Raw genomic sequence first — 23,596 nt, forward strand, 5'->3', positions numbered from 1 at the left:
AGTCCGTCCCAAAACAAAAAGGGATACAGATGAGTTCATCCCCACCTCTCGGTTCCGAGGGTGACATGCCCGGTCGATCCTCGACAGCTTCCGCTGCCAAGTCCCGCCGCCAGCGCAAATTCCGCCGGCGCGTCACGGGCGCCCTGGTTCTGGCGGTCGGCTTGCTCAGCGCCGGCTTCCTCGCCTCCGCGTTGACCCCTGCCCCGCAGGTGGCCACTGCGCAGGACGATCAGAGCGCACTGATCCGCGAGGGCAAGCAGCTCTACGAGACCTCCTGCGTGACATGCCACGGCATCAACCTGCAGGGTGTGCAGGACCGCGGTCCCACCCTGATCGGTGTCGGTGAGGCAGCCGTCTACTTCCAGGTGTCCTCCGGTCGCATGCCGGCCTCGCGCAACGAGGCCCAGGCGCTCCGCAAGGAACCGAAGTTCAACGCGGCCCAGACCGACGCCCTCGGTGCCTACATCCAGGCGAACGGCGGCGGCCCGACGGTCATCCGTGACGAAGACGGCGAGATCTCCCAGTCTTCGCTCCGTGGCAACGACATCGGCCGCGGTTCGGAACTGTTCCGCCAGAACTGCGCTTCGTGCCACAACTTCACCGGCCGCGGCGGCGCGCTGTCGTCCGGAAAGTTCGCGCCGAACCTCGATCCGGCCAATGAACAGCAGATCTACACGGCCATGCTCACCGGGCCGCAGAACATGCCGAAGTTCTCCGACCGTCAGCTGACGGTCGAGGAGAAGCAGGACATCATCGCGTACGTCAAGTCGGCCAGCGAGACGACGAACCCCGGCGGCTACGGATTGGGCGGGTTCGGCCCGGCCGCCGAAGGCCCGACGATGTGGGTCATCGGCATTGTCGCCGTCGTCGGCGCTGCACTGTGGATCGGAGCAAGGTCATGAGTGGCGGCGAAACGCCGACTAACAAGCACTCGGTCGAGAACCTCGAACAGATGAGCCGCGACGACCTCGTCGCGCTCGGGACGAATCTCGACGGTGTCGATGTCGCATTCCGCAAGGATCGGTGGCCCGTCGAGGGCACCCGCGCCGAGAAGCGCGCCGAGCGAAGCGTCGCGATCTGGTTCGCGCTCGCCGGCATCGCAGGTATCGCGTTCATCGCGATCTACCTGTTCTGGCCGTGGGAGTACCAGGGCCCGGGCGACCCGAACTACACCCTGTACAACCTGTACACCCCGATGCTCGGCCTCACCCTGGGTCTGTCGATCCTCGGTATCGGTGTCGGCGCGGTGCAGTTCACGAAGAAGTTCATCCCCGAAGAGGTGTCGATCCAGGATCGCCACGACGGCCCGTCGACGGAGGTCGATCGCAAGACGATCGTCGCCGAGCTCGCCGATTCGCTCGACACGTCGACGCTCCCGCGTCGCAAGCTGATCAAGCGCACCGCGATCTTCGGCGGCGGCGCACTGGGCGTCGGCCTGATCATGCCGCTCGGCGGCTTGATCAAGAACCCGTGGGCACAGGGCGACAAGTCGCCGCTGTGGGTCTCGGGCTGGACCCCGAACTACGAGGGCGAAACCATCTACCTGCGCCGCGACACCGGACGGCCCCAGGACATCGTCCTGGTTCGCCCGGAGGATCTCGACGCCGGCGGCATGGAGACGGTCTTCCCGTTCCGTGAATCCGACCGTGGCGACGACCACGCGCTGCTGCAGAGCCTTCGCGGCATCCGCAACGCCGTCATGCTCATCCGTCTGCGCACGGAGGATGCCGAACGCGCCATCAAGCGCAAGGGCCAGGAGAGCTTCAACTACGGCGACTACTTCGCCTTCTCGAAGATCTGCACCCACCTCGGCTGCCCCACCTCGCTGTACGAGCAGCAGAGCAACCGCATTCTCTGCCCGTGCCACCAGTCGCAGTTCGACGCACTCGAGTACTGCAAGCCGATTTTCGGTCCCGCTGCTCGTGCACTGCCGCAGCTGCCTATTACAGTGAACGAAGAGGGCTTCCTGGTCGCCAACGGTGACTTCACCGAGGCACTCGGCCCGGCATTTTGGGAGCGTCGCCCGTGAGTACTGCAACTCCATCCCGCGCCGCACAGGCCGCCGAGAACATCGATTCCCGGTATCACCTGTCGGCAGGCATCCGTCGGCAGATCAACAAGGTCTTCCCGACACACTGGTCGTTCCTGCTGGGCGAGATCGCGCTCTACGCGTTCATCATCCTGCTGATCTCCGGTGTCTACCTGACCCTGTTCTTCGACCCCTCGATGGCTCACGTCGTGTACGACGGCGTCTACCAGCCGCTGCGCGGCGTGGGGATGTCCCGTGCCTACGAGACCACCCTGAACCTGTCCTTCGAGGTTCGTGGCGGCCTGTTCGTCCGGCAGATCCACCACTGGGCTGCCCTGATGTTTGCCGCGTCCATCGTGGTGCACCTGCTGCGCATCTTCTTCACCGGTGCGTTCCGGCGTCCTCGTGAGGCCAACTGGGTGATCGGCTCGCTGCTGCTCATCCTGGCGATGTTCGAAGGCTTCTTCGGTTACTCGCTCCCCGACGACCTGCTCTCCGGTACCGGTCTCCGCGCCGCGTTCTCCGGCATCACGCTGAGCATCCCGGTCATCGGCACGTGGATGCACTGGGCCCTGTTCGGTGGCGACTTCCCGGGTGACCTGATCATCCCGCGCTTCTACGTCCTGCACGTCCTGCTGGTTCCGGGCATCATCCTGGCGCTCATCGCCGCGCACCTCGCGCTGGTGTGGTACCAGAAGCACACCCAGTTCCCCGGCCCCGGCCGCACCGAGCAGAACGTCGTCGGCGTGCGCATCCTCCCGGTCTTCGCAGTGAAGTCCGGTGCGTTCTTCGCGATGACCTTCGCGGTCCTCGCGCTGATGTCCGGCCTCCTCCAGATCAACCCGGTCTGGAACATCGGCCCGTACAACCCATCGCAGGTCTCCGCAGGTTCTCAGCCCGACATCTACATGATGTGGACGGACGGCCTGGCACGTATCTGGCCGGCATGGGAGCTGTACCTGTTCAACCGCTACACGATCCCGCAGCCCTTCTGGATCGCCCTGATCATGGGCCTGGTGTTCGTGATCCTGACGATCTACCCGTGGATCGAGAAGCGGTTCACCAAGGACGACGCACACCACAACCTGCTGCAGCGTCCGCGCGACGTGCCGGTTCGTACCGCCATCGGCGCGATGGCCCTGGCCTTCTACGCGGTCGCGACCATCATGTGCGTCAACGACATCATCGCGTACAAGTTCGACATCTCGATCAACGCAACGACGTGGATGGGCCGTATCGGCCTGGTCGTGCTGCCGCCGCTCGCGTACTACATCGCCTACCGGTTCTGCCTGGGCCTCCAGCGCAGCGACCGCCAGGTCCTCGAGCACGGCATCGAGACGGGCATCGTCCGTCGCCTGCCGCACGGTGAGTACGTCGAGATCCACCAGCCGCTCGGCCCGGTGGACGAGCACGGCCACCCGGTTCCGCTCGAGTACCAGGGCGCCGCGATCCCGAAGACGATGAACCGTCTCGGTACCGCCGGTAAGCCCGGGGCCGGCAGCTGGTGGCGTCCGGACCCCGCTGAGGAGACGGCTGCACTCGAAGCGGCTCATCACGAGGCCGAGGCCGAACTGCGCACCACGCTCCGTGAGTACCAGGAGCGCGTGCACGGCGAGTCGAACGGTTCCGAGACGACGACGAACCTGCCCGACACGAAGCACTGACCGGCACGTTTCATCACGAGTGGGGCCCCGAACCTTCCAAGGTTCGGGGCCCCACTCGTGTGCAGGGACGCTAACGCTTCCCTCCCCCACCGGCGGCGTGCATCCCCCAGCCCGCCAGCAGTGCGGCTTCCATCGCGGCGTCGAGCAGGTAGGTCTTGGGGATCCTGCCTGCCGGCACGTAGATCAGGTCCACGGCCAGGAGGGTCGCGGCTGTGGCCACGCCGACCCGTCGAGCATGGCGGTGCCCTTCGGGACTGTCCTCGGCCCGCAATTGCGCGATCCCGTTGCCCACTAGGAGCCCGGCGACGGTGTATTGCAGCCACCGATCCACCTTCGCCCCGAAAACGGCTTCGAAACTCTGCCTGTGTACAAGGGGCCACAGCCCTCCGGCGACATTCAGCGAGCCGTGAAGCCGGGCGAGGCGGTGGCCGAGTGTGTCGCTACCCGGTGCGATCGTTGTCATCGTGGTGCCTTCCCCCCGCGGAGCCGCTCCCCGGCGGCCCTGTACGTCACTCGGGATCGGTCTCCTCGGGATCGTCTTCCCCTTCGGCCTGGTCCGGCTGCAGGGGTGCGCCGGACCGGAGATTCTCTGGATCGGCGTCCGGATCCTGGCTGGGGTCGTAACGGTCTGCGGGTCCTTCGGTGCTGTTCATGGATATCGGGTTTCCGATGCCCGGCCCGCCAAACCCAGGCCCGCCGAACCCGGGCGCCGGTCCGACCCGTTCGCTGTGTGTCAGCGCCGCCGGGCGAGTCCCTTGGAGACCGTCCGCTTCGACACCGTCCGTATCGCGACGCCGAGTCCCGCACCGAGAGCCAGGAGCCACGGCGCGCCGACGAGGATCGGATCGAGCCACTGGTGGGACTTGTCGACTCGCGTGCTCTTCGCACGCTCCGCCGGTCCGTTATGGGTGAACTCCGCCCGGACTCCCGTTTCCGTCACCGGGTTGTCCGGTCGCCCGGAAACGAAGGAACGCAGATGCGACTCGACCGCGTCGACACGATCGGCACCGAGCAGCAGGAGCCAGTGCGCGGCACGGCCTTCACTGAAACGGCGGTAGGCGTACTTGCGGATCATTCCGGACAGGCCCTTGGGCGGGCACGCCGTGCCGAAGACCGGGGTGACGAAGGCATGCTCGACGGATCGTTCCCGTGGCCACCTCTCCTCCTGTCGCTCGGGGAAGGTCCATTGCGCACCCGATGCCTCGGGGTCGAAGCGCTCTTTCGGTACCGACGGACGGTCCGCGGGATCGATGTCCACACCCCATCCGGGAATACGTGCGCGCAACGCATCGGTGTCCGGCGGCTGTGGCGCGCTCGGGACGTAGGCGGTCGGAAGTTCGTGTTCTGCCATCACGCAGCCCTCTCATCCGGCATCCGGCACGATGACCGGCTTGATGCACTCGTCGAGTTTCGCGGAGAAGATGTGGAATCCCTCGGCGATGTGTTCCAGCGGAATCCTGTGCGTGACAAGCTCGTTGGGCTTGATGTAACCGTTGCGAATATGTTCGAACAAACGCGGCCACTGGCGTTTGACCGGGCACTGATTCATCCGCAGCGTCAAACCCTTGTTCATCGCGTCGCCGAATTTGACGGCACTGAACATCGGCCCGTACGCCCCCATGACCGAGACCGTTCCGCCCTTGCGGACCGAGTCGATCGCCCAGTTCAATGCGATAGGTGATCCACCCTGCAACTTGAACTTCGCCGACGTCACGTGCTGGAGGAAGTTGCCGTCGGCTTCCGCGCCTACCGCATCGATGACCACATCGGCCCCGAGATAGTCGGTGGCCTTCTTCATCTGCACGACGATGTCGTCGTATTCCGCGAAGTTGTAGGTCTCGGCGTGAGCGAAGGTGCGTGCTTTCTCGAGTCGATACTCGAGGTGGTCGATCACGATGACTCGGCCGGCGCCCATGAACCACGAACTCTTCGCGGCGTACAGCCCTACCGGGCCGGCCCCGAAGACCACGACGGTGTCGCCCTCGGTGATGTCACCCAACTGGGCACCGAAATAGCCTGTCGCCAGCGCGTCGGTGCACATCAGCGCGTCTTCGTCGTCCATCCATTCCGGGATCGGTTCGGGCCCGACGTCGGCGAACGGCACTCGCACGAATTCCGCCTGGCCTCCGTCGTATCCGCCGCAGGTGTGCGAGTAGCCGTAGATGCCGCCCACTGCCGTGGCATTCGGATTGACGTTGTGGCAGTTGGAATACAGCCCGCGTGCACAGAAGTAGCAGGATCCGCAGTACACGTTGAACGGCACCATCACCCGGTCTCCGGGCGTCAGATTGCGGACCGACGGCCCGACCTCGTGCACCACGCCGATGAACTCGTGACCGAAGGTCATCCCGACACGCGTGTCGGGCATCATGCCGTGGTACAGGTGCAGGTCCGAACCGCAGATAGCCGCTCTCTGCACGCGCACGATCGCATCGTTCGGGTGCTCGATACGCGGGATGTCCTTCTCTTCCACCCGGACCTTGTAGGGCCCTCGGTACACCATCGCTTTCAAGTCGCCTCCCGGGTCTCCTCGTGGTTCGTGGCACGCGGGTACGCCCTCGGATACGTCCGATGCACGACCGGGCCGATCAGTTCCGGGGAGATCTCACGATCTCGGAGGTTTGGTCGCGTTTCGCGGTGGTACCTCCACCGCAGGACTCAGAAGTCCCGACACGAAAGGGAGAGAATTGTTCCGTCACACAGATCACCTCCAGTTCGACGTCAAACCCGAGAAGCCCGATCCCGTCTACGCCCGCAAACTCCAAGAACTCATCGGCGGCGCATACGGCGAAATGACCGTCACCATGCAGTACCTGTTCCAGGGATGGAACTGCCGGATGCCCGGCAAGTACAAGGACATGATCATGGACGTCGCCACCGAAGAAATCGGCCACGTCGAAATGATCGCCACCATGGTCGCCCGGCTCCTCGAAGGCGCACCGGCCACCGAATCGACCAAGAACGCCGCCGCCGACCCCGTCGTCGCGGCCGTGCTCGGCGGAATGGACCCGCAACAGGCCATCGTCTCCCGCGGCGGACCGACGCTGTCGGACAGCAACGGTGTGCCCTGGAACGGACGGTTCATCGTCGCGAGCGGCAACCTGCTCGCCGACTTCCGGGCCAACGTCGCTGCCGAAGCCCAAGGCCGGGTACAAACCGCGCGTTTGTATCACATGACCGACGATCCGGGTGTCAAGGACATGCTCGAGTTCAACCTGGCGCGCGATACGTACCACCAGAATCTGTGGCTCGCGGCGATCGAGGAACTGCAGGCCGACGGGATCGAGCCGTCCCCGATCGCACCGAACGCGTTGTTCGACGAGGAGCATTCCGAACATGCCACGAGCTTGTGGCATCTGTCGGACGGGGTCGCCTCGGATCAGGGCCGGTGGGCGCACGGTACCGGTCCCGACGGGTCGACGCCGATGTCGTTCCTGGCCGATCCGGTTCCGCTCGGTGATGTGGCCAGTGCGCCGCCGCCGGATCCGAAGCTGTATGCGACCTATGACGGGTCGCAGGGTGAGCCGCGTTCGGCTGCGCTGGGCACGGAGAAGGGGCTGATGGGCAAGATGAAGGACGCCCTCGATCCCGAAACGCCCTGATCTGTTGACCTGCGCGCGGGCCCGCGTCCTCCGGGACGCGGGCCCGCGCCGTTGTCGGAACGCTCCCCACATGTGAAGGCAGGCATGTGAAGACCCCGCCGACGCAGGCGCCGACGGGGTCCTCCCGGAAGGTTCGCAACACGTGGCCGACTGCGAACCGGGCACGGTGACCACTTTCGTGGCCGACCCCGGATAACCGGACGGCACGGACTCAAACAGTCACAACGCGGAGCGTCGAACTTTCACTGCACCGAAGTCTCAGTGCCCGAAGTCTCAGTGCCCGAAGTTTCAGTGCCCGAAGTTTCAGTGCCCGAAGTTTCAGTGCACCGAGGACGTCTTCTTCCGCTTCGGAATCAGGTGCATCACCAGGACCACCAGTGCCCCGAGAACGAGTCCGACGAGGGCCGAGACCACGGTCCCGGAAGTCCAGGACAGGACACCGCCGAACCCGCCGTGGACGAGTTCACCGAACCAGTGCTCGAGATCGTGAAGCCGGTCGGCGGGCCAATGGAATCCGGCCTCGCCGACATTGATGATCAGGATGTGCCCGCCGACCCACAGCATCGCGGCGATCCCCACGACGGTGAGCACGGCCATCACCTTCGGCATCGCGGCGACGAGTCCCCGGCCGACCCGGCGAGCGAACGACGACTGCCGCTGGGCGAGCGACAGTCCCACGTCGTCCATCTTCACGATCAGCGCGACCACGCCGTACACCAGCGCGGTGATGAGGAGCGCCACGACGATCAGAACCATCAGCCTGGTGAGGAACGGTTCGGACTCGACCGACGACAGCGAAATCACCATGATCTCGGCGGACAGGATCAGATCGGTCCGGATGGCTCCGTTGACCATGGTCTTTTCGAGTTCCGGTCCGGACTTGGGTGCGTCCGCGGCCTCGTCCTCGTGATGGCCCCCGGTGAGGGCCTCGTAGACCTTCTCCGCTCCCTCGTAGCACAGGAACAGGCCGCCGGCGATGAGCAGGTACGGCAGCGCTTGCGGCAGGAACTGGCTGAGGATCATCGCCACCGGGAGGATGATCAGGAGCTTGTTGCGGATGGAACCGATCGCGATCTTGCGAATGATCGGCAGTTCGCGATCCGGGCTGAATCCGTGCACGTAGCGGGGAGTGACCGCGGTGTCGTCGACGACCACTCCCGCGGCCTTGACGCTCGCGCGACCGGCCGCTGCGCCGACGTCGTCGATGGACGCCGCTGCTGCTTTCGCGAGCGCCGCGACGTCGTCCAGCAGGGCGACGAGACCACCAGCCACGGGAAACCTCCACAGTTCGGTCGATCGAGCGACGCGCGGTCGCGGGTCGACCTTCAAACGGTAGCCGATCGCCCGCCCGGCCCGACAGCCCGTCGGTACGTAGCCGGACGAGTGACAACCGCTCCACCTCGAGAAGAACCGGAACGGCGCCGACGACAGCGGGCGCCACACCCGAAGGTGTGGCGCCCGCTGTGGACTATGAACTCGCTCAGTGCTTCTCGGGACCGATGTGGTACTCGAACACCAGGCCGGCCGATGCCGCGAGGATCAGCACCACGGCACCCGCGATCATCCAGGGCTGGAAGAACGCCAGCGAGATGGCGGCGAAGGATGCCGACGCGGCCAGCAGGATGGGCCAGAAACTGCCCGCGCTGAAGAATCCGAGGTCGCCGGCGCCATCGCTGATCTCGGCATCCTCGTAATCCTCGGGGCGGGTGTCGAGACGCCGAGCCACGAACCGGAAGTACGTTCCGATGATGAGGGTCAGTCCGGCGGAGAGCACGATGCCGGTGAGACCCGCCCACTCGATGCCCGTACGGGACAATCCTGTGAAGGTTCCGTACACGATCGCGACGAGCACGAAGAACACCGTCGTCACTTCGAAGAGCTTGGCTTCGATTTTCATATCAGCACTTGTCCTTGTCGATGAAAGGCGAAGAGACGGGTCACTCGCTGGCGCCGGATGCGGAACGGTCGGTGCGATCGGTCTTGAACGGGACCGTCGACGTGGCGACGGGGCTCTGGCCGATGGCCTCGAGTGCGGCGGCGTTGGACAGACCCTGTCCGCCGTCCTCGACAGGCTTACGAAGGTCGATGAAGCGTGCGAAGTCCTCGGGGCTCACCGCGCGGACCTCGAAGTTCATCATTGCGTGGTAGGTACCGCACATCTCCGCGCAGCGACCGACGAAGGCGCCCTCCCGCTCGATCTCCGAGATCTGGAAGACCGGGTCGGAGTTGTTCTGGATCGGGTTCGGGTTCACGTCACGCTTGAACAGGAACTCGGGGACCCAGAACGAGTGGATGACGTCCGACGACGCGAGGTAGAACTCGATCCGCTTGCCGGTCGGGAGGACCAGGACGGGAACCTCGTTGCTGGTGCCGATCGTCTCGATCTTGTCGTAGTGCAGGTAGGACAGGTCTTCGACCGGGGCACCGTGGATCGGGCCGAGTTCGGCGTGCGCATCCTCCGCATTGGGGATGTCGATCTGCACTGCTTCCTCGGCGGCCTCGTCGATGCCGTTGTACGGCTGACTTCCGTCCTGGAGGTCGATCGAGCGGTAACCGAACTTCCAGTTCCACTGGAAACCGGTGACGTCGACGACGACGTTGGGGTTGTCTTCCTTCTCCAGGACGTAGTTCTGCACCACGACCGTGAAGTAGAAGAGGACACACACAGCAACGAACGGCGCCGCCGTGTACGCGAGCTCGAGCGGCACGTTGTATGCCGTCTGCCGCGGGAACTCCGGGGAGTCCTTCCGTCGCCGGTAGGCGATGATCACCCAGAAGGTGAGGGCCCACACGAGAATTCCCATGACGAGGGCGGCGACAACCGACCACGTCCACAGGTCACGCATACGCTCGGCTTGGGGGGTCACGCCCTCCGGCCAGCCGAAACGAAGGACTTCTTCGCTCGAACACCCGGTCAGCACCAAGGCTGCAATGCCGAGTGATGCTGCGAGCCCGAACCGCCGAAGGATCCGACCTTGCGCCACGTTCACGCCTTCCTGATCGCTGCAATTTCAGTAGGGCACACCAAGAGGGCCAGCCCAATTACTACGCAGCGTAGACCAAACCCGGCCGCTATCCATCCTCGGGGCACGAAGAAAGTGTCGCGCCTGGGGATTCGCCCGGAACGTACCGACGTGACGACGGTTTTTGCGCGGTGCCGCCCGCTCGCCCTCCCGGCTGACTGCGGCATACTCCAAGGGAACAACGACGAACGTCGGCGAACAGTTCCCACGGCCCCTGAGCGGTGGTCGCCGGCTGGTTCGCTTCTGACACCCCGACCGGAATGAGGTACCGAACGCGTGTGCGGCTTGCTCGGGTTTCTGACCACCGACGGCACCAGCGACGAGGCCGTCGCCCAGGTGGCGTCCGCAATGCACTGCCTCCGGCATCGCGGCCCGGACGAACACGGCACCTGGAATGATGCCGATCTCGTCTTCGGGTTCAACCGCCTGTCGATCATCGACATCGCCCATTCGCATCAGCCTCTGCGCTGGGGGCCTCCGGAGCAGCCCGACCGGTATGCCCTGACCTTCAACGGCGAGATCTACAACTATCTCGAACTGCGCAAGGAACTCGCCGACGAGTTCGGGGCGACGTTCGAGACCGAAGGCGACAGCGAGACCATCGTCGCGGCGTACCACCACTGGGGCGCCGAGGCCGTGCGCCGCCTGCGCGGAATGTTCGCGTTCGCGATCTGGGACACCGTGAACCGTGAGCTGTTCCTGGCACGCGACCCGTTCGGCATCAAGCCGCTGTTCCTCGCGACCGGCACCGCCGGCACCGCGTTCGGCAGCGAGAAGAAGAGCCTTCTCGAACTGGCCGACCTGATCGGCATCGGTACCGAACTCGATCCGCGGGCAGTGGAGCACTACACGGTCCTGCAGTACGTGCCCGAGCCCGAATCGCTCCACAAGGAGATCCGCCGGCTCGAGTCGGGTTGCTACGCGCGACTGACCCCGGGAGCGGAGCCCGAGATCACGCGGTACTTCGAACCGACCTTCCCGGTGCGGCCCTTCGCGGCAGGCCGCGAGCAGGATCGCTACCGCGAGATCGCCGACGCGCTCGAGGATTCTGTCGCCAAGCACATGCGCGCGGACGTGACGGTGGGTTCGTTCCTGTCCGGTGGCATCGACTCCACCGCCATTGCGGCTCTGGCGATGCGCCACAATCCGAACCTCATCACGTTCACGGCCGGCTTCGAGCGGGAGGGATATTCGGAGGTCGACGTGGCCGCCGAGTCCGCCGCCGCGATCGGTGCGCGCCACGTGGTGCGGGTCGTCTCCCCCGCCGAGTTCGCCGCGGCCATTCCCGAGATCGTCTGGTACCTCGACGACCCTGTCGCCGACCCGGCGCTGGTGCCGCTCTGGTTCATCGCCAAGGAGGCCCGCAAGCACGTCAAGGTGGTGCTCTCGGGCGAGGGCGCCGACGAACTGTTCGGCGGTTACACGATCTACCGGGAGCCGCTGTCGCTGCGACCGTTCGAGTTCCTGCCTCCGGCGCTGCGCCGCGCCGCAGGCAGACTGTCCGACCGTATTCCCGAGGGAACCCGGGGCAAGAGCCTGCTGCATCGCGGGTCGATGCCGCTCGAGGAGCGCTACTACGGCAACGCGCGGAGCTTCAGCGACGCGCAACTGCGGTCGGTGCTGCGCGAGTTCCGGCCCGAGTGGACGCACCAGGACGTCACCGCGCCCATCTATGCGCGGTCGGTGGGCTGGGATCCCGTCGCCCGCATGCAGCACCTGGACCTGTTCACGTGGCTGCGCGGCGACATCCTCGTCAAGGCCGACAAGATGACCATGGCGAATTCCCTCGAGCTGCGCGTCCCGTTCCTCGATCCCGAGGTGTACCGCGTGGCGTCGCAGGTCCCGCTGGACCAGAAGATCACCAAGGACACCACCAAGTACGCGCTGCGTAAATCGCTCGAGGGCATCGTCCCGTCCCATGTCCTGCACCGCGCGAAGCTCGGGTTCCCGGTGCCGCTGCGGCACTGGCTCGCCGGCACCGAGCTGTTCGACTGGGCGCATCAGGTGATCGCCGAGTCCGGCACCGACCACCTGATCGACAAGGCCGCGGTGACGAAGATGCTCGACGACCATCGCGTCGGCACGGTCGACCACAGCCGGCGGCTGTGGACCGTGCTGGTGTTCATGATCTGGCACGGCATCTTCGTCGAGGAGCGCATCGTTCCGCAGATCCAGGAACCGGCGTACCCCGTCGAGGTCTAGGCACCACACGCACGACAACAGACGGTCGTGGCCACTCCGCCGAGCGGAAGTGGCCACGACCGTCTGTTGTCGTTCCGAGAGCCGAAGCCCGGTGAACTAGAGGATGGCGGCGATGTCGTCCGCGGCAGCCGCACCGTAGGCGTCGGCGAGACGCTTGAGCGCATCGGCCCGGTCGAAGGTCCACTCCTGCGTCCCGGTGGTCTCGAGGACGTGCACCGCGACCAGCGAGCCGAGTTGCGCGGCACGTTCGACACCCAGTCCTGCGCGGTGGGCGACGAGGAAGCCCGCACGGAAGGCGTCGCCGACGCCGGTCGGGTCCACCTTCGCGCGGTCCGGGACCACGCCGACGTGCACCCAGTTGCCGTCACGGTCGACGATGTTCGCGCCGTTGCCGCCGAGCGTGGTGATCCGCATGCCGACCTTGGCGCCGATCTCGTCCTCGGTCAGACCTGTCTTCTGCTGGAGCAGTCCCCACTCGTATTCGTTGGTGAACAGGTACTCCGCGCCCTCGATGAGCTCGGCGGCCTGCTTGCCGTCGAGGCGCGCGAGCTGCTGGGAGGGGTCCGCGACGAACGGGACGCCGAGCCGGCGGCACTCCTCGGTGTGGCGGATCATGGCGTCGGGGTCGTTGGCGCCGATCAGCACGAGGTCGACTCCGTGTTGTGCCACGACATCCGCGATCGAGATCTCGCGGGCCTCCGACATCGCACCCGGATAGAACGACGCGATCTGCGCCATGTCCTCATCGGTCGTGCACACGAACCGAGCCGTGTGCGCGGTCTCGGAGACATGCACGGACGTGCAGTTCACGCCGTGGTTCTCCAGCCAGCCGCGGTACTCGGCGAAGTCCGCGCCGACCGCGCCGACGAGCACCGGAGAACCGCCGAGCACACCCATCGCGAACGCGATGTTGCCGCCGACACCACCTCGCCGGACGACGAGGTCGTCCACCAGGAAGCTCAGCGAGATGTGTGCGAGCTGGTCGGCGAGCAACTGTTCGGCGAACCGGCCGGGGAAGCGCATGAGGTGATCGGTGGCAATGGAGCCGGTCACAGCGATGGTCACGTGGCTGTACCTTTCCGCAGGAATCGGGACGATGAGGCACTCGGGACGAGGCCGTAGCGCCCTCACGGTACCCGGAGACACGAGAGGGCCCCGGTGCTCTCGCACCGAGGCCCTCTCGAGACCGACTCAGTTGAACGAATCACCGCACGCGCACGAACCCGTGGCGTTCGGGTTGTCGATCGTGAAGCCCTGCTTCTCGATGGTGTCGACGAAATCGATCGCCGCACCTTCGACGTACGGAGCGCTCATACGGTCCACAGCGAGCTTGACGCCGGCGAAGTCCTTGATCAGGTCGCCGTCGAGACTGCGATCGTCGAAGAACAACTGGTATCGAAGACCGGCGCAGCCGCCGGGCTGCACGGCGATACGCAGTGCGAGGTCGTCACGGCCCTCCTGATCGAGAAGTGCCTTCGCCTTGGAGGCGGCGGCCTCGGTCAGGACGACGCCGTGAGTGTCGGTTTCTTGCTGCACAGTCATGGGCGCTCCCTGTATTTCGTGTCGGACCTATGGTTCGTGTCGGACCCGGATGCCTCAACGGTACCGCGCCCGGATGTATTCCCCGTGAACGAGTCGCGCAACACAGTGGTATTGCAGCCTGGTTTACCCGTTCTCGCGAATATCCCATAGCCTGGAAGGGTGAAGTTGCTACGCCGCGGCGGTTCCGACGAGTCCGCCGACCACGAGGTTCCCGTGCCCGAGGCCCTGCCCGACGGGGAGGCTGTCGCCGCCGCCCCGAAGGTCACCACCGGCAAGGGCCGCCCGACGCCCAAGCGCCGAGACGCCGAAAGCCGCCGTCGCGGCCCGGTCGCCCCGGCCCCGATGACGGCGAAGGAAGCGCGCGAGCGGCGCAAAGCCGCACGCAAGTCGCAGTCGAAAGACCAGCGCAAAGCCGCTGCAGCCGAGCGTCGCGCGGCCGCATCCGAGCGCCGTAACCGGATGCTCGCCGGCGAAGAGAAGTTCCTGCTTCCCCGCGACCGGGGCCCGGAGCGCGCGTACGTGCGCGATCTCGTCGACAGCCGCCGCAACCTCGTCGGCCTCTTCATGCCGCTCGCGCTGGTGCTCATCATGTCGATGTTCCTCGGCCCCGTCGTGCAGCAGTACGTCACGCTGGCGATGTTCCTCCTGATGCTGCTGATGGTGATCGAGGGGATCTACCTCGGCCGTCTCGTGAACAGGAAGGTCCGCGAGCGTTATCCCGACTCCGCCCAGGGCGGATTCGGGCTGGGCTGGTACGCGTTCGTCCGCGCGTCGCAGATCCGCAAGCTCCGCGCGCCGCTCCCCCGGGTCAAGCCCGGCGACGCCGTCTAGGAATCTTCGCCCGCTCGGCACACATCGTGGTTTTCGGCCGCGGCCCGCTCGTCCTCGGACAATTCGGGCTGCGGCCGATTCGTCTCTCCGGGCCGGAAGGCGTTGGTCCGCCACCAGGCCCGCGCCACCCACCGGGGCCGCGCAGCCGGGAGGAACCGGCCGATCTCCGGCGCGGCCGCGAGTGCCAGGAGAAAGCCCATGATCACTATGATGTCCGCCATAGTGCCAGCCTGCGGGTGATGATCTCCGAGCGAAAGTGGCAGAAAAGACATCCATCGTCGGATTTGTGCCACAGGGCGAATTGATAGCGTCAGTCGGTGATTCCCCACGCGAGAGGTGACATGTGACCAGCACCCCCGGCTCACCCGCCGGTATCGAGTTCCCCCAGCTGACCGCACCGGACAGGGAGGTGCGACTCGTCGCCGAGGAACGACAGCGGGACCTGACCAAGCCTGCCGGCTCACTGGGCCGTCTCGAGGTCCTCGGTTGCTGGGTCGCCGCATGCCAGGGCGAAGTTCCCCCGCACCCGTTCCGGCGGCCCCGCGTCGTGGTCTTCGCCGGTGACCACGGAGTCGCACGCAACGGTGTCTCCGCATACCCGCCGGAGGTGACGGCCCAGATGGTCGCCAACCTCGTAGCAGGCGGAGCAGCAGTGAACGTCCTTGCCGGCGCTGCCGGAGCAGGCGTCCGCGTCGTCGATATGGCGGTGGACGGCGACACCCCCGCCGAGGTGTCCACCTTCAAGATCCGGCGCTCGAGCGGGAGCATCGACCGCGAAGACGCGCTGACCCACGACGAGACGGTACGGGCGGTCGAGGCCGGTCGCTCACTCGCCGACCGAGAAGTCGACGAAGGGGCGGATCTCCTGATCGCCGGTGACATGGGGATCGGTAACACCACCCCCGCCACCGTCCTCATCGCGACGCTGACGAGCACCGAACCTGTCGCCGCCGTCGGCCGCGGCACCGGAGTCGACGACGCCGGCTGGATGCGCAAGGTCACCGCCATCCGCGACGCGATGCGGCGTGCACGTCCGCACACCCGCGATCCCATCGCCCTGCTGCGCACAGCGGGCGGTGCCGATTTCGCCGCCATGGCGGGATATCTGTCGCAGGCTGCGGTACGCCGCACGCCCGTGATCCTCGACGGCGTCGTGGTCACCGCTGCGGCGATGGTGGCCGAAGAACTGACCCCGGGCGCAGCACGATGGTGGGTCGCCGGGCATCGGTCCGCCGAACCGGCCCACACGATCGCGCTGCGCCACCTGCGACTCGAACCGATTCTGGATCTCGACATGCGGCTGGGCGAAGGATCGGGCGCGGTGGCCGCACTCCCCGTCGTGCAGGGTGCGGTGGAGATCCTGGCGAGCATGGCGACGTTCTCGGAGGCCGGAGTCAGTACCCGCGACGAGGCTCCCACCAAGACCGCCGGGTGATGCTGCGCCGGTGGATCGACGGCGTGTCGCTGTCGCTCTCGTGGCTGACCGTCCTTCCCGCGCGGGGCCCGCACGACATCGACAGAACGGTCGCGGGCCGGGCGATCACCGCCGCTCCCGTCGCCGGCCTGGTACTGGGTGCAGCAGCGGCCGCGGTGTCCTGGGTAGCGAGCACCGCCGGTGCGCCGGTCTTCGCCACGGGACTGCTCTGTGTCGGTGTGCTCGCCGTCGGGACCCGTGGGATGCACGTCGACGGGCTGAGCGACACGGCCGACGGTCTCGGTTGTTACGGACCGCCCGAACGTGCCCGGGAAGTGATGCACAGCGGCGGAGCGGGGCCGTTCGGTGTCGTCGCGTCGATCGTCGTACTCGGCATTCAGGCGGCGTCGTTCGGCGCGCTCGCGGACGCCGGTGGATGGGCGGCGATCCTCGTTGCGGTAGCCGTGGGCCGGGTCGCCGTGGTGCTCGCGTGCCGCCGAGGAGTGCCCGCGGCGCCGGGAAGCGGCTTCGGCACCCTGGTGGCCGGAACGCAGGGTCCGCTTCCGATCGCGCTGTGGCTGGTCGCGGCGACAGCCGCTGCCGTCCTGACCACGCCCGCAACGCCGTGGCTCGGCCCGCTTGCCGTACTCGTGGCGCTGGTGTTGTCGGCTCTGTTCGTGCGGCACTGCGCCCGCCGGTTCGGCGGACTCAACGGCGACGTGCTCGGCGCGGCGCTGGAAGGCACGGTCGCGGCGGTCGCACTGGTGGCTGCAACCGCGCTCTGACAGAGCCGACCGGCCGAAACAGAGAAGGCCGCGACCGTCGGTACGGTCGCGACCCTCTCCGGGTGCAGATCTCTGCGGGCTGATCTACGCGCGCAGCGTCGTCATCCAGCCGTGCGTGTCGGCGAACGTGCCGCGCTGGATACCGGTCAGCGTGTCGCGCAGCGCCATCGTCACCGGTCCCGGCTCGCCGTCTCCGATGATGAACTCGCCGTCCTTGTCCTTGATTCTGCCGACCGGGGTGATCACGGCTGCGGTTCCACACGCGAACACCTCGGTGATCTCCCCGCTTGCGGCCTTCTCACGCCACTCGTCGGTGCTGATCCGCTGTTCGTCCACGACCAGACCGGAATCCGTGGCGAGAGTCAGCAGCGAGTCGCGGGTGATGCCGGGCAGCAACGACCCCGACAGTTCCGGGGTGACGAGACGCGCATCCGCGCCGGACCCGTACACGAAGTACAGGTTCATCCCGCCCATCTCCTCGACGTACTTGCGTTCGATCGCGTCGAGCCACACCACCTGGTCACAACCCTGCTCGGCGGCGTGGGCCTGCGCGACGAGCGACGCCGCATAGTTGCCGGCGAACTTCGCGGCACCCGTGCCGCCGGGCGAGGCGCGCACGTATTCACGCGAGAGCCACACGCTCACCGGGCGCACGCCGCGCGGGAAGTAGGCGCCGGCGGGAGAGGCGATGAGGAGGTATCGGTACTCGTGGGCGGGCCGCACGCCGAGTGCAGGCTCGGTCGCGAACATGAAGGGCCGCAGATACAGCGACTCCTCCCCGCCCGCCGCGGGAACCCACTCGTGGTCGACGTCGAGCAGTTCGCGGACCGACTTCTCGAACAACTCCGGCGGCAGGTACGGCATGGCCAGGCGCTCGGCGGACCGGTTCATCCGCGCCGCATTCGCACTCAACCGGAACGACGAGATGCTGCCGTCCGCCTGCCGGTACGCCTTGAGTCCTTCGAAGATCGCCTGGCCGTAGTGCAGCACCATGGCAGCGGGATCGATCTGGATCGGGGCGTACGGCTCGACCTTCGCGTCGTGCCAGCCCACACCTTCGGTGTAGGTGATCGACACCATGTGGTCGGTGAAGTACTGCCCGAATCCGGGCTCGGACAGAATCTCCTGTCGCCGCTCCGCAGAGCTGGGTGAGGAATGCGGGACGCGGACGAATTCGAGGACACCTGTCATGAACGACAATCCTAACAATCAGCGGAAACGGATCTACTTCGTGTGGTCCTCGACGAACGGCGGGTTCACGACCTCGGCCCGCAACGACCGGCCCCGCACGTCCACCGTGACCTCGTCACCGGCGGCGATTCCCGGGGCGGTGTCGAGAAGCGCGAGCGCGATACCGATCTTGAGGGTGGGGGAGAACGTTCCGGACGTGGTCTGCCCGACGGGCACGCCGTCACGGGAGACGGTCAGCCCCTGGCGCAACACCCCGCGGTCGACGGCCCGCAGACCCCACAGGCGCCGCGCCGGTCCGGATTCCTTCTCGGCGATGAGCGCCTCGCGACCCCAGAACTGCGGCTTCTTCCAGCCGACGGCCCAGCCCACCCGTGCCTGGACGGGCGAGATGTCGACGGACAGCTCGTGCCCGTGCAGTGCGTAACCCATCTCGGTCCGCAGCGTGTCGCGAGCGCCGAGGCCTGCCACCTGCCCACCGGCGTCACGGACCGACGCCGCGAGCGCGCGAAACACCGTCTCGGCGTCGTCCCAGCGGGGCAGCACCTCGAACCCGCGCTCACCGGTGTAGCCGCTGCGGCACACCCGCACCGGCATGCCCTGGTAGTCGGCGTCGACGAAACCCATGTAGGCGATGTCGGTGGGCAGCCCGAGGCCGGCAAGCACGTCCTCGGCCCGCGGTCCCTGCACGGCGAACACCGCGAAGTCGCGATGCTGGTTCGAGACGGTCACCCCGTCCGGTGCCGCGGCGGACAGCGCCTCGACGACTGCGGCGGTGTTCGCCGCATTGGGAACGAGGAACAGTTCGTCGTCGGAGACGTAGTAGACGATGAGGTCGTCGGTGACACCGCCGGTCTCGGTGCAGCACAGGGTGTACTGCGCCTTGCCGGGGCCGATCTTGGCGAGGTCGTTGGTGAGCGCGGCGTTCACGAATGCGGCAGCGCCCGGGCCGTGGACCAGGGCTTTACCCAGGTGGCTGACATCGAACAGGCCCACGGCCTCACGGACCGCGGTGTGCTCGGCGACCGTCCCGGCATAGGAGACGGGCATCTCCCAGCCACCGAACGGTGCGAAGGTGGCGCCGAGTTCGACATGGACGGCGTGGATGGGCCCCTGCTGGAGTTCCTCGTCACTCATGTCGCACGACGCTATCCCACCGCTGCGACCGTTCGGACGGTGGTCACTAGCATCGAAGCCATCACCCCCGCTTCCTAGGAGTTGCCTGTGAGCACACCGACCCCCGCACTTCCCGAACTCGCACTCGCCGGTTCGGTATCCAAGCGAGCCGACGTTCTCGTCATCGGACTCACCTCGTCCGACAACGGTCCCGAAATCCTCTTCGGCGACGGTCCTGTCGACGAAGCGGTGCTCGGCGAACTGCTCGATACCCTGCAGGCGGTGGGCGCCACGGGCCGAAGCGAAGAACTCACCCGGGTGCCCGCGCCGGCCGGACTTCCCGTCGCGAGCGTGCTCGCCGTCGGCCTCGGAGCCGCGGACCGTATCGATGCCGAACAGGTCCGTCGTTCCGCCGGTGCAGCAGCGCGTGCGCTGACCGGTGTCACCACCGTCGCGACCACCCTGTCGTCGGTCGATCTCGGTGCCGCCGCCGAAGGTTTCGCGCTGGGTTCCTACACGTTCACCGAGTTCCGTTCCGCGAAGTCGGCGCCGAAGGACGACGCGCGCCCCGCGACCCGCATCGAACTGCTCGTTCCGTCCGTGCGCGACCGGGCGGCCAAGGCCGTTCTCGCCCGGGCGACCGCAATCGCCGAGGCGGTGGCGACTGCCCGCGAATTCGTGAACACCCCGCCGAGCCACCTCTACCCCGCCGAGTTCGCCGAGCGCGCGAAGGCACTGGGTGAAGCTGCCGGGCTGAAGGTGGAGGTGCTCGACGAGAAGGCCCTCGAGAAGCAGGGCTACGGCGGAATCGTCGGCGTCGGCAAGGGCTCGTCGCGGCCGCCGCGTCTGGTGCGGTTGTCGTACTCGGCGAAGAAGCGGAAGGCGCCGAAGATCGCCCTCGTGGGCAAGGGCATCACGTTCGACACCGGCGGCATCTCCATCAAGCCCGCTGCCGGCATGGAAGCGATGACCTCCGACATGGCCGGTGCCGCCGCCGTCGTCGCCACCGTGGTGCTCGCCGCCAAGCTCGGTGTCGCCGCCGACGTCGTCGCCACCGTTCCGATGGCCGAGAACATGCCGTCCTCGACGGCGCAGCGTCCGGGCGACGTGCTGACCCAGTACGGCGGAACGACGGTGGAAGTCATCAACACCGACGCGGAGGGTCGTCTCGTGCTCGCCGACGCGATCGTGCGTGCGTGTGAGGACGGGCCCGACTACCTCATCGATACCGCAACGCTGACCGGCGCGCAGATGGTCGCCCTCGGCAATCGCACCCCCGGTGTGATGGGCACCGAGGAGTTCCGCGATCGGGTTGCCGCGCTGTCCCAGGAGGTCGGCGAGAACGGCTGGCCGATGCCGTTGCCGGAGGAACTGCGCCGTGACCTCGACTCGCGGGTCGCGGATCTCGCGAACGTCACTCCGCACCGATGGGGCGGCATGCTCGCGGCAGGCCTGTTCCTGAAGGAATTCGTCGCCGAGGGCGTCCAGTGGGCGCACATCGACGTGGCGGGGCCGGCGTTCAACACCGGTGGCCCCTTCGGGTACGTCGGCAAGGGCGGGACCGGAGTGCCGGTACGCACGATGATCACCGTCATCGAGGACATCGCCGAGCACGGCTGACCACACTGCCGAGCACGGCTGACCGCACTGCGGGCGCGTCCTGCTCCCAGCGCCACCGTGCGCTGCGAGCAGGGCGCGCACTGTCCGCGGTGTGAGACGGTGCTGCCCCTCTGCAACCGCGCCGAGACGATGAGTGCAAGGATGGTTACGGCCATGCCTCGCTTGGGCAGCGGTCCGTCTACCCCTGAAGCACCCGCACGAGTCTCCGGCCTCGAGCACAATGGTGACGACCACACAATGGTTGTCGACCACGAGTCGGTACAACTCAACACACACGAACACAACCGTCGAGGAGTCAACAGACATGGCCTTCTCCGTCCAGATGCCAGCGCTTGGTGAAAGCGTCACCGAGGGAACTGTCACGCGATGGCTCAAGCAGGAAGGAGACACGGTCGATGTCGACGAGCCCTTGCTCGAAGTCTCCACTGACAAGGTGGACACCGAGATCCCCTCGCCCGCTGCAGGCGTCCTGGTCAAGATCGTCGCTCAGGAAGACGACACAGTCGAGATCGGCGGCGAACTCGCTGTAATCGGTGACGCCGGCGAGTCGGCCGACGACGCCGCTCCTGCCGAAGAGTCCGCCGCCGAAGAGCCCGCAGAGGAACCCGCAGCCGAGGAAGCTCCCGCGGAATCCGCTCCCGCTTCGTCCGGTGGCAGCGGCGAAGGCACCCCGGTCACCATGCCCGCACTGGGCGAGTCCGTCACCGAAGGCACCGTCACCCGGTGGCTCAAGGCTGTCGGCGACGAAGTGGCCGCCGACGAACCCCTCCTCGAGGTCTCCACCGACAAGGTCGACACCGAGATCCCGTCCCCCGTCGCCGGTATCCTCACCGAGATCACCGCGCAGGAGGATGACACCGTCGAGGTCGGCGGACAGCTCGCCGTCATCGGCACCGAGGCCCCCGCCGAGAAGGAGAAGCCGGCGGAAGAGCCGGCCGCCGCGCCTGCCTCCACGCCTCCGTCCGAGGAAGCGGCACCCGAGCCGTCCGAGTCGGAGCCGTCCGAGCCCGAGCAGTCCGCTCCGGCTGCTTCCGGTGGCAGCGGCGAAGGCACCCCGGTCACCATGCCCGCACTGGGCGAGTCCGTCACCGAAGGCACCGTCACCCGGTGGCTCAAGGCTGTCGGCGACGAAGTGGCCGCCGACGAACCCCTCCTCGAGGTCTCCACCGACAAGGTCGACACCGAGATCCCGTCCCCCGTCGCCGGTATCCTCACCGAGATCACCGCGCAGGAGGACGACACCGTCGAGGTCGGCGGACAGCTCGCCGTCATCGGCACCGAAGCCCCCGCCGAGAAGCCCGCCGAACCCGAGGCGAAGCCCGCGCCCAAGCAAGAGGCTCCCAAGCAGGAGGCTCCCAAGCAGGAGGCTCCCAAGGCCGCCGAGAAGCCTGCCGAGAGCAAGCCCGCGCCGGCCGCCCCGAAGGCCGAGCAGGCCGCGTCGGCTCCGGCTCCGCAGGCTGTCGCGTCCTCGTCCGGCGACTCGTCGAACGGGTCCAGCCCGTACGTCACTCCCCTCGTGCGCAAGCTCGCCGCGGAGAACGATGTGGACCTGGCCACGGTCAAGGGCACCGGTGTCGGTGGCCGAATCCGCAAGCAGGACGTGCTTGCCGCCGCGGAGGCGAAGAAGGCTCCGGCCACCGAGGAGAAGGCTCCCGCGAAGTCCGCTCCGTCCGCACCGTCCGGTGCCGCACCGGGTGTGCGTCCCGAACTGGCCGATCTGCGCGGTACCACGCAGAAGGTCAACCGGATCCGTCAGATCACCGCGAAGAAGACGGTCGAGTCGCTGCAGACCACGGCGCAGCTCACGCAGACCTTCGAGGTCGACATGACCAAGATCGCCCAGCTGCGGGCCCAGGCGAAGAAGTCGTTCGCCGAGCGTGAGGGCGTGAACCTCACGTTCCTGCCGTTCTTCGCGAAGGCTGTCGTCGAGGCCCTGCGTGCGCACCCGAACGTCAACGCGTCGTTCGACGAGGGCAAGAAGGAGATCACGTACCACGCGGCGGAACACCTCGGCATCGCCGTGGACACCGAGCAGGGTCTGCTCTCCCCGGTGATCCACAACGCCGGCGACCTGTCGCTGGCAGGGCTCGCACGGGCCATCGCCGACCTCGCCAAGCGCACGCGCAGCGGCGGTCTCAAGCCCGACGAGCTGGCCGGTGGCACGTTCACGATCACCAACATCGGAAGCCAGGGCGCGTTGTTCGACACCCCGATCCTGGTGCCGCCGCAGGCCGCGATGCTCGGTACGGGCGCGATCGTCAAGCGCCCCGTGGTGGTGACCGACGAGACCGGCAACGAGTCGATCGGCGTCCGGTCGATGTGCTACCTGCCGCTCACCTACGATCACCGTCTCATCGACGGCGCCGATGCCGGCCGGTTCCTGACGACGATCAAGCATCGTCTCGAGGAAGCCGCGTTCGAGGCCGACCTCGGTCTGTGATCCTCGGTCTGTGATCGGCTGAAGATCACGTTCGTGCTCCACCGATAGCGGGGGCGCCGTCATCACGACGGCGCCCCCGTTTTTCGTCGTGCGGTGGCGGTACGGGCCGTTCCGCTTCGACCCGACCGGCGTAAAGTCCG

22 protein-coding genes are annotated in these 23,596 nt (G+C 67.0%); 10 read left to right on the forward strand and 12 right to left on the reverse strand.

The features are described 5' to 3' along the window. The first annotated feature begins 29 nt into the window (after positions 1 to 29). The 3 genes from HF877_RS05675 to HF877_RS05685 are packed head-to-tail and all read left to right on the forward strand — an operon-like array spanning position 30 to position 3,693. Positions 30 to 902 (forward strand): cytochrome c, encoded by an 873-nt coding sequence (locus HF877_RS05675; protein ID WP_206036642.1) that lies wholly within the window; start codon positions 30 to 32, stop codon positions 900 to 902. Then, on the forward strand, positions 899 to 2,029 hold the full coding sequence (locus tag HF877_RS05680; protein WP_169620195.1) for a ubiquinol-cytochrome c reductase iron-sulfur subunit: 1,131 nt from the start codon (positions 899 to 901) through the stop codon (positions 2,027 to 2,029). Before HF877_RS05675 ends, HF877_RS05680 begins: the two co-directional genes overlap by 4 nt. Continuing rightward, positions 2,026 to 3,693, forward strand: a complete 1,668-nt coding sequence (locus HF877_RS05685; protein WP_169620196.1) for a cytochrome bc complex cytochrome b subunit — start codon at positions 2,026 to 2,028, stop codon at positions 3,691 to 3,693. The genes HF877_RS05680 and HF877_RS05685 overlap by 4 nt, the downstream gene beginning before the upstream one ends. 70 nt (positions 3,694 to 3,763) lie before the next feature. Here HF877_RS05685 and HF877_RS05690 read toward each other — a convergent pair whose 3' ends face one another. The 4 genes from HF877_RS05690 to HF877_RS05705 form a co-directional block, all read right to left on the reverse strand. Then, positions 3,764 to 4,156 carry a hypothetical protein gene (locus tag HF877_RS05690; protein ID WP_169620197.1) on the reverse strand — a complete coding sequence of 131 codons (393 nt, stop codon included), beginning with the start codon at positions 4,154 to 4,156 and terminating at the stop codon, positions 3,764 to 3,766. A 46-nt stretch (positions 4,157 to 4,202) separates the two neighbouring features. Then, a complete protein-coding gene (locus HF877_RS05695) occupies positions 4,203 to 4,346 on the reverse strand; it encodes a hypothetical protein (RefSeq protein WP_169620198.1) in 144 nt (47 codons plus the stop codon). Positions 4,347 to 4,426: 80 nt separating this feature from the next. Further along, a complete protein-coding gene (locus HF877_RS05700) occupies positions 4,427 to 5,044 on the reverse strand; it encodes a hypothetical protein (protein ID WP_169620199.1) in 618 nt (205 codons plus the stop codon). A 12-nt stretch (positions 5,045 to 5,056) separates the two neighbouring features. Further along, complete coding sequence (locus HF877_RS05705) at positions 5,057 to 6,205, reverse strand: zinc-dependent alcohol dehydrogenase (RefSeq protein ID WP_169620200.1); 1,149 nt, start codon at positions 6,203 to 6,205, stop codon at positions 5,057 to 5,059. A gap of 175 nt (positions 6,206 to 6,380) precedes the next feature. Here HF877_RS05705 and HF877_RS05710 point away from each other — a divergent pair, with 175 nt between their 5' ends. Beyond that, positions 6,381 to 7,295, forward strand: coding sequence for a manganese catalase family protein (locus HF877_RS05710; RefSeq protein WP_169620201.1), 915 nt, complete (start codon positions 6,381 to 6,383; stop codon positions 7,293 to 7,295). A 318-nt stretch (positions 7,296 to 7,613) separates the two neighbouring features. On the opposite strand, the gene HF877_RS05715 is transcribed toward HF877_RS05710, so the two are convergent. From HF877_RS05715 to HF877_RS05725, 3 genes are all read right to left on the reverse strand, one after another. Continuing rightward, positions 7,614 to 8,567, reverse strand: a complete 954-nt coding sequence (locus HF877_RS05715) for a DUF808 domain-containing protein (RefSeq protein WP_169620202.1) — start codon at positions 8,565 to 8,567, stop codon at positions 7,614 to 7,616. Positions 8,568 to 8,775: 208 nt separating this feature from the next. Continuing rightward, complete coding sequence (locus tag HF877_RS05720; protein WP_169620203.1) at positions 8,776 to 9,192, reverse strand: cytochrome c oxidase subunit 4; 417 nt, start codon at positions 9,190 to 9,192, stop codon at positions 8,776 to 8,778. Between the two features lie 40 nt (positions 9,193 to 9,232). Then, complete coding sequence (locus HF877_RS05725) at positions 9,233 to 10,285, reverse strand: cytochrome c oxidase subunit II (RefSeq protein ID WP_169620204.1); 1,053 nt, start codon at positions 10,283 to 10,285, stop codon at positions 9,233 to 9,235. Positions 10,286 to 10,594: 309 nt separating this feature from the next. Here HF877_RS05725 and asnB point away from each other — a divergent pair, with 309 nt between their 5' ends. Next, positions 10,595 to 12,520 carry an asparagine synthase (glutamine-hydrolyzing) gene (gene asnB, locus HF877_RS05730; protein WP_169620205.1) on the forward strand — a complete coding sequence of 642 codons (1,926 nt, stop codon included), beginning with the start codon at positions 10,595 to 10,597 and terminating at the stop codon, positions 12,518 to 12,520. 96 nt (positions 12,521 to 12,616) lie between these two features. Here the strand turns inward: asnB and HF877_RS05735 are convergent, their stop codons facing one another. Both HF877_RS05735 and HF877_RS05740 read right to left on the reverse strand, forming a co-directional pair. Further along, a complete protein-coding gene (locus HF877_RS05735; RefSeq protein ID WP_169620206.1) occupies positions 12,617 to 13,585 on the reverse strand; it encodes a carbohydrate kinase family protein in 969 nt (322 codons plus the stop codon). Between the two features lie 126 nt (positions 13,586 to 13,711). Beyond that, a complete protein-coding gene (locus tag HF877_RS05740; RefSeq protein WP_169620207.1) occupies positions 13,712 to 14,062 on the reverse strand; it encodes an iron-sulfur cluster assembly accessory protein in 351 nt (116 codons plus the stop codon). Positions 14,063 to 14,221: 159 nt separating this feature from the next. Between HF877_RS05740 and HF877_RS05745 the strand changes: the two genes are divergently transcribed. Further along, on the forward strand, positions 14,222 to 14,893 hold the full coding sequence (locus tag HF877_RS05745) for a DUF3043 domain-containing protein (protein WP_169620208.1): 672 nt from the start codon (positions 14,222 to 14,224) through the stop codon (positions 14,891 to 14,893). Here HF877_RS05745 and HF877_RS05750 read toward each other — a convergent pair. Then, a complete protein-coding gene (locus HF877_RS05750; RefSeq protein ID WP_169620209.1) occupies positions 14,890 to 15,114 on the reverse strand; it encodes a hypothetical protein in 225 nt (74 codons plus the stop codon). The genes HF877_RS05745 and HF877_RS05750 overlap by 4 nt on opposite strands. 122 nt (positions 15,115 to 15,236) lie before the next feature. Between HF877_RS05750 and cobT the strand changes: the two genes are divergently transcribed. Beyond that, a complete protein-coding gene (gene cobT / locus HF877_RS05755) occupies positions 15,237 to 16,328 on the forward strand; it encodes a nicotinate-nucleotide--dimethylbenzimidazole phosphoribosyltransferase (RefSeq protein ID WP_169620210.1) in 1,092 nt (363 codons plus the stop codon). Continuing rightward, positions 16,328 to 17,092 carry an adenosylcobinamide-GDP ribazoletransferase gene (locus tag HF877_RS05760; protein WP_169620211.1) on the forward strand — a complete coding sequence of 255 codons (765 nt, stop codon included), beginning with the start codon at positions 16,328 to 16,330 and terminating at the stop codon, positions 17,090 to 17,092. The genes cobT and HF877_RS05760 overlap by 1 nt, the downstream gene beginning before the upstream one ends. Before the next feature lie 84 nt (positions 17,093 to 17,176). Here the strand turns inward: HF877_RS05760 and HF877_RS05765 are convergent, their stop codons facing one another. Together HF877_RS05765 and gcvT are read right to left on the reverse strand one after the other, a co-directional pair. Then, positions 17,177 to 18,283, reverse strand: a complete 1,107-nt coding sequence (locus tag HF877_RS05765; protein ID WP_169620212.1) for a branched-chain amino acid aminotransferase — start codon at positions 18,281 to 18,283, stop codon at positions 17,177 to 17,179. A 33-nt stretch (positions 18,284 to 18,316) separates the two neighbouring features. Next, the gene (gene gcvT / locus HF877_RS05770; RefSeq protein ID WP_169620213.1) at positions 18,317 to 19,417 is read right to left on the reverse strand and encodes a glycine cleavage system aminomethyltransferase GcvT; all 1,101 of its coding nucleotides are present in this window, start codon (positions 19,415 to 19,417) and stop codon (positions 18,317 to 18,319) included. Between the two features lie 87 nt (positions 19,418 to 19,504). Here gcvT and HF877_RS05775 point away from each other — a divergent pair, with 87 nt between their 5' ends. Beyond that, the gene (locus tag HF877_RS05775) at positions 19,505 to 21,016 is read left to right on the forward strand and encodes a leucyl aminopeptidase (protein WP_169620214.1); all 1,512 of its coding nucleotides are present in this window, start codon (positions 19,505 to 19,507) and stop codon (positions 21,014 to 21,016) included. 304 nt (positions 21,017 to 21,320) lie between these two features. Beyond that, the gene (gene sucB / locus HF877_RS05780; RefSeq protein WP_169620215.1) at positions 21,321 to 23,456 is read left to right on the forward strand and encodes a 2-oxoglutarate dehydrogenase, E2 component, dihydrolipoamide succinyltransferase; all 2,136 of its coding nucleotides are present in this window, start codon (positions 21,321 to 21,323) and stop codon (positions 23,454 to 23,456) included. Positions 23,457 to 23,596: the final 140 nt, after the last annotated feature.

The organism is Rhodococcus sp. BL-253-APC-6A1W (genome assembly GCF_012843405.1).
Taxonomy (GTDB): Bacteria; Actinomycetota; Actinomycetes; order Mycobacteriales; family Mycobacteriaceae; genus Rhodococcus.

Excerpts from the sequence above, each read along its gene's own strand:
- HF877_RS05675 (WP_206036642.1), top strand. The coding sequence starts at position 30 with ATGAGTTCATCCCCACCTCTCGGTTCCGAGGGTGACATGCCCGGTCGA.
- HF877_RS05680 (WP_169620195.1), top strand. The coding sequence starts at position 899 with ATGAGTGGCGGCGAAACGCCGACTAACAAGCACTCGGTCGAGAACCTC.
- HF877_RS05690 (WP_169620197.1), bottom strand. The coding sequence starts at position 4,156 with ATGACAACGATCGCACCGGGTAGCGACACACTCGGCCACCGCCTCGCC.
- HF877_RS05695 (WP_169620198.1), bottom strand. The coding sequence starts at position 4,346 with ATGAACAGCACCGAAGGACCCGCAGACCGTTACGACCCCAGCCAGGAT.
- HF877_RS05700 (WP_169620199.1), bottom strand. The coding sequence starts at position 5,044 with ATGGCAGAACACGAACTTCCGACCGCCTACGTCCCGAGCGCGCCACAG.
- HF877_RS05720 (WP_169620203.1), bottom strand. The coding sequence starts at position 9,192 with ATGAAAATCGAAGCCAAGCTCTTCGAAGTGACGACGGTGTTCTTCGTG.
- HF877_RS05740 (WP_169620207.1), bottom strand. The coding sequence starts at position 14,062 with ATGACTGTGCAGCAAGAAACCGACACTCACGGCGTCGTCCTGACCGAG.
- HF877_RS05750 (WP_169620209.1), bottom strand. The coding sequence starts at position 15,114 with ATGGCGGACATCATAGTGATCATGGGCTTTCTCCTGGCACTCGCGGCC.
- HF877_RS05760 (WP_169620211.1), top strand. The coding sequence starts at position 16,328 with ATGCTGCGCCGGTGGATCGACGGCGTGTCGCTGTCGCTCTCGTGGCTG.
- HF877_RS05765 (WP_169620212.1), bottom strand. The coding sequence starts at position 18,283 with ATGACAGGTGTCCTCGAATTCGTCCGCGTCCCGCATTCCTCACCCAGC.
- gcvT (WP_169620213.1), bottom strand. The coding sequence starts at position 19,417 with ATGAGTGACGAGGAACTCCAGCAGGGGCCCATCCACGCCGTCCATGTC.
- sucB (WP_169620215.1), top strand. The coding sequence starts at position 21,321 with ATGGCCTTCTCCGTCCAGATGCCAGCGCTTGGTGAAAGCGTCACCGAG.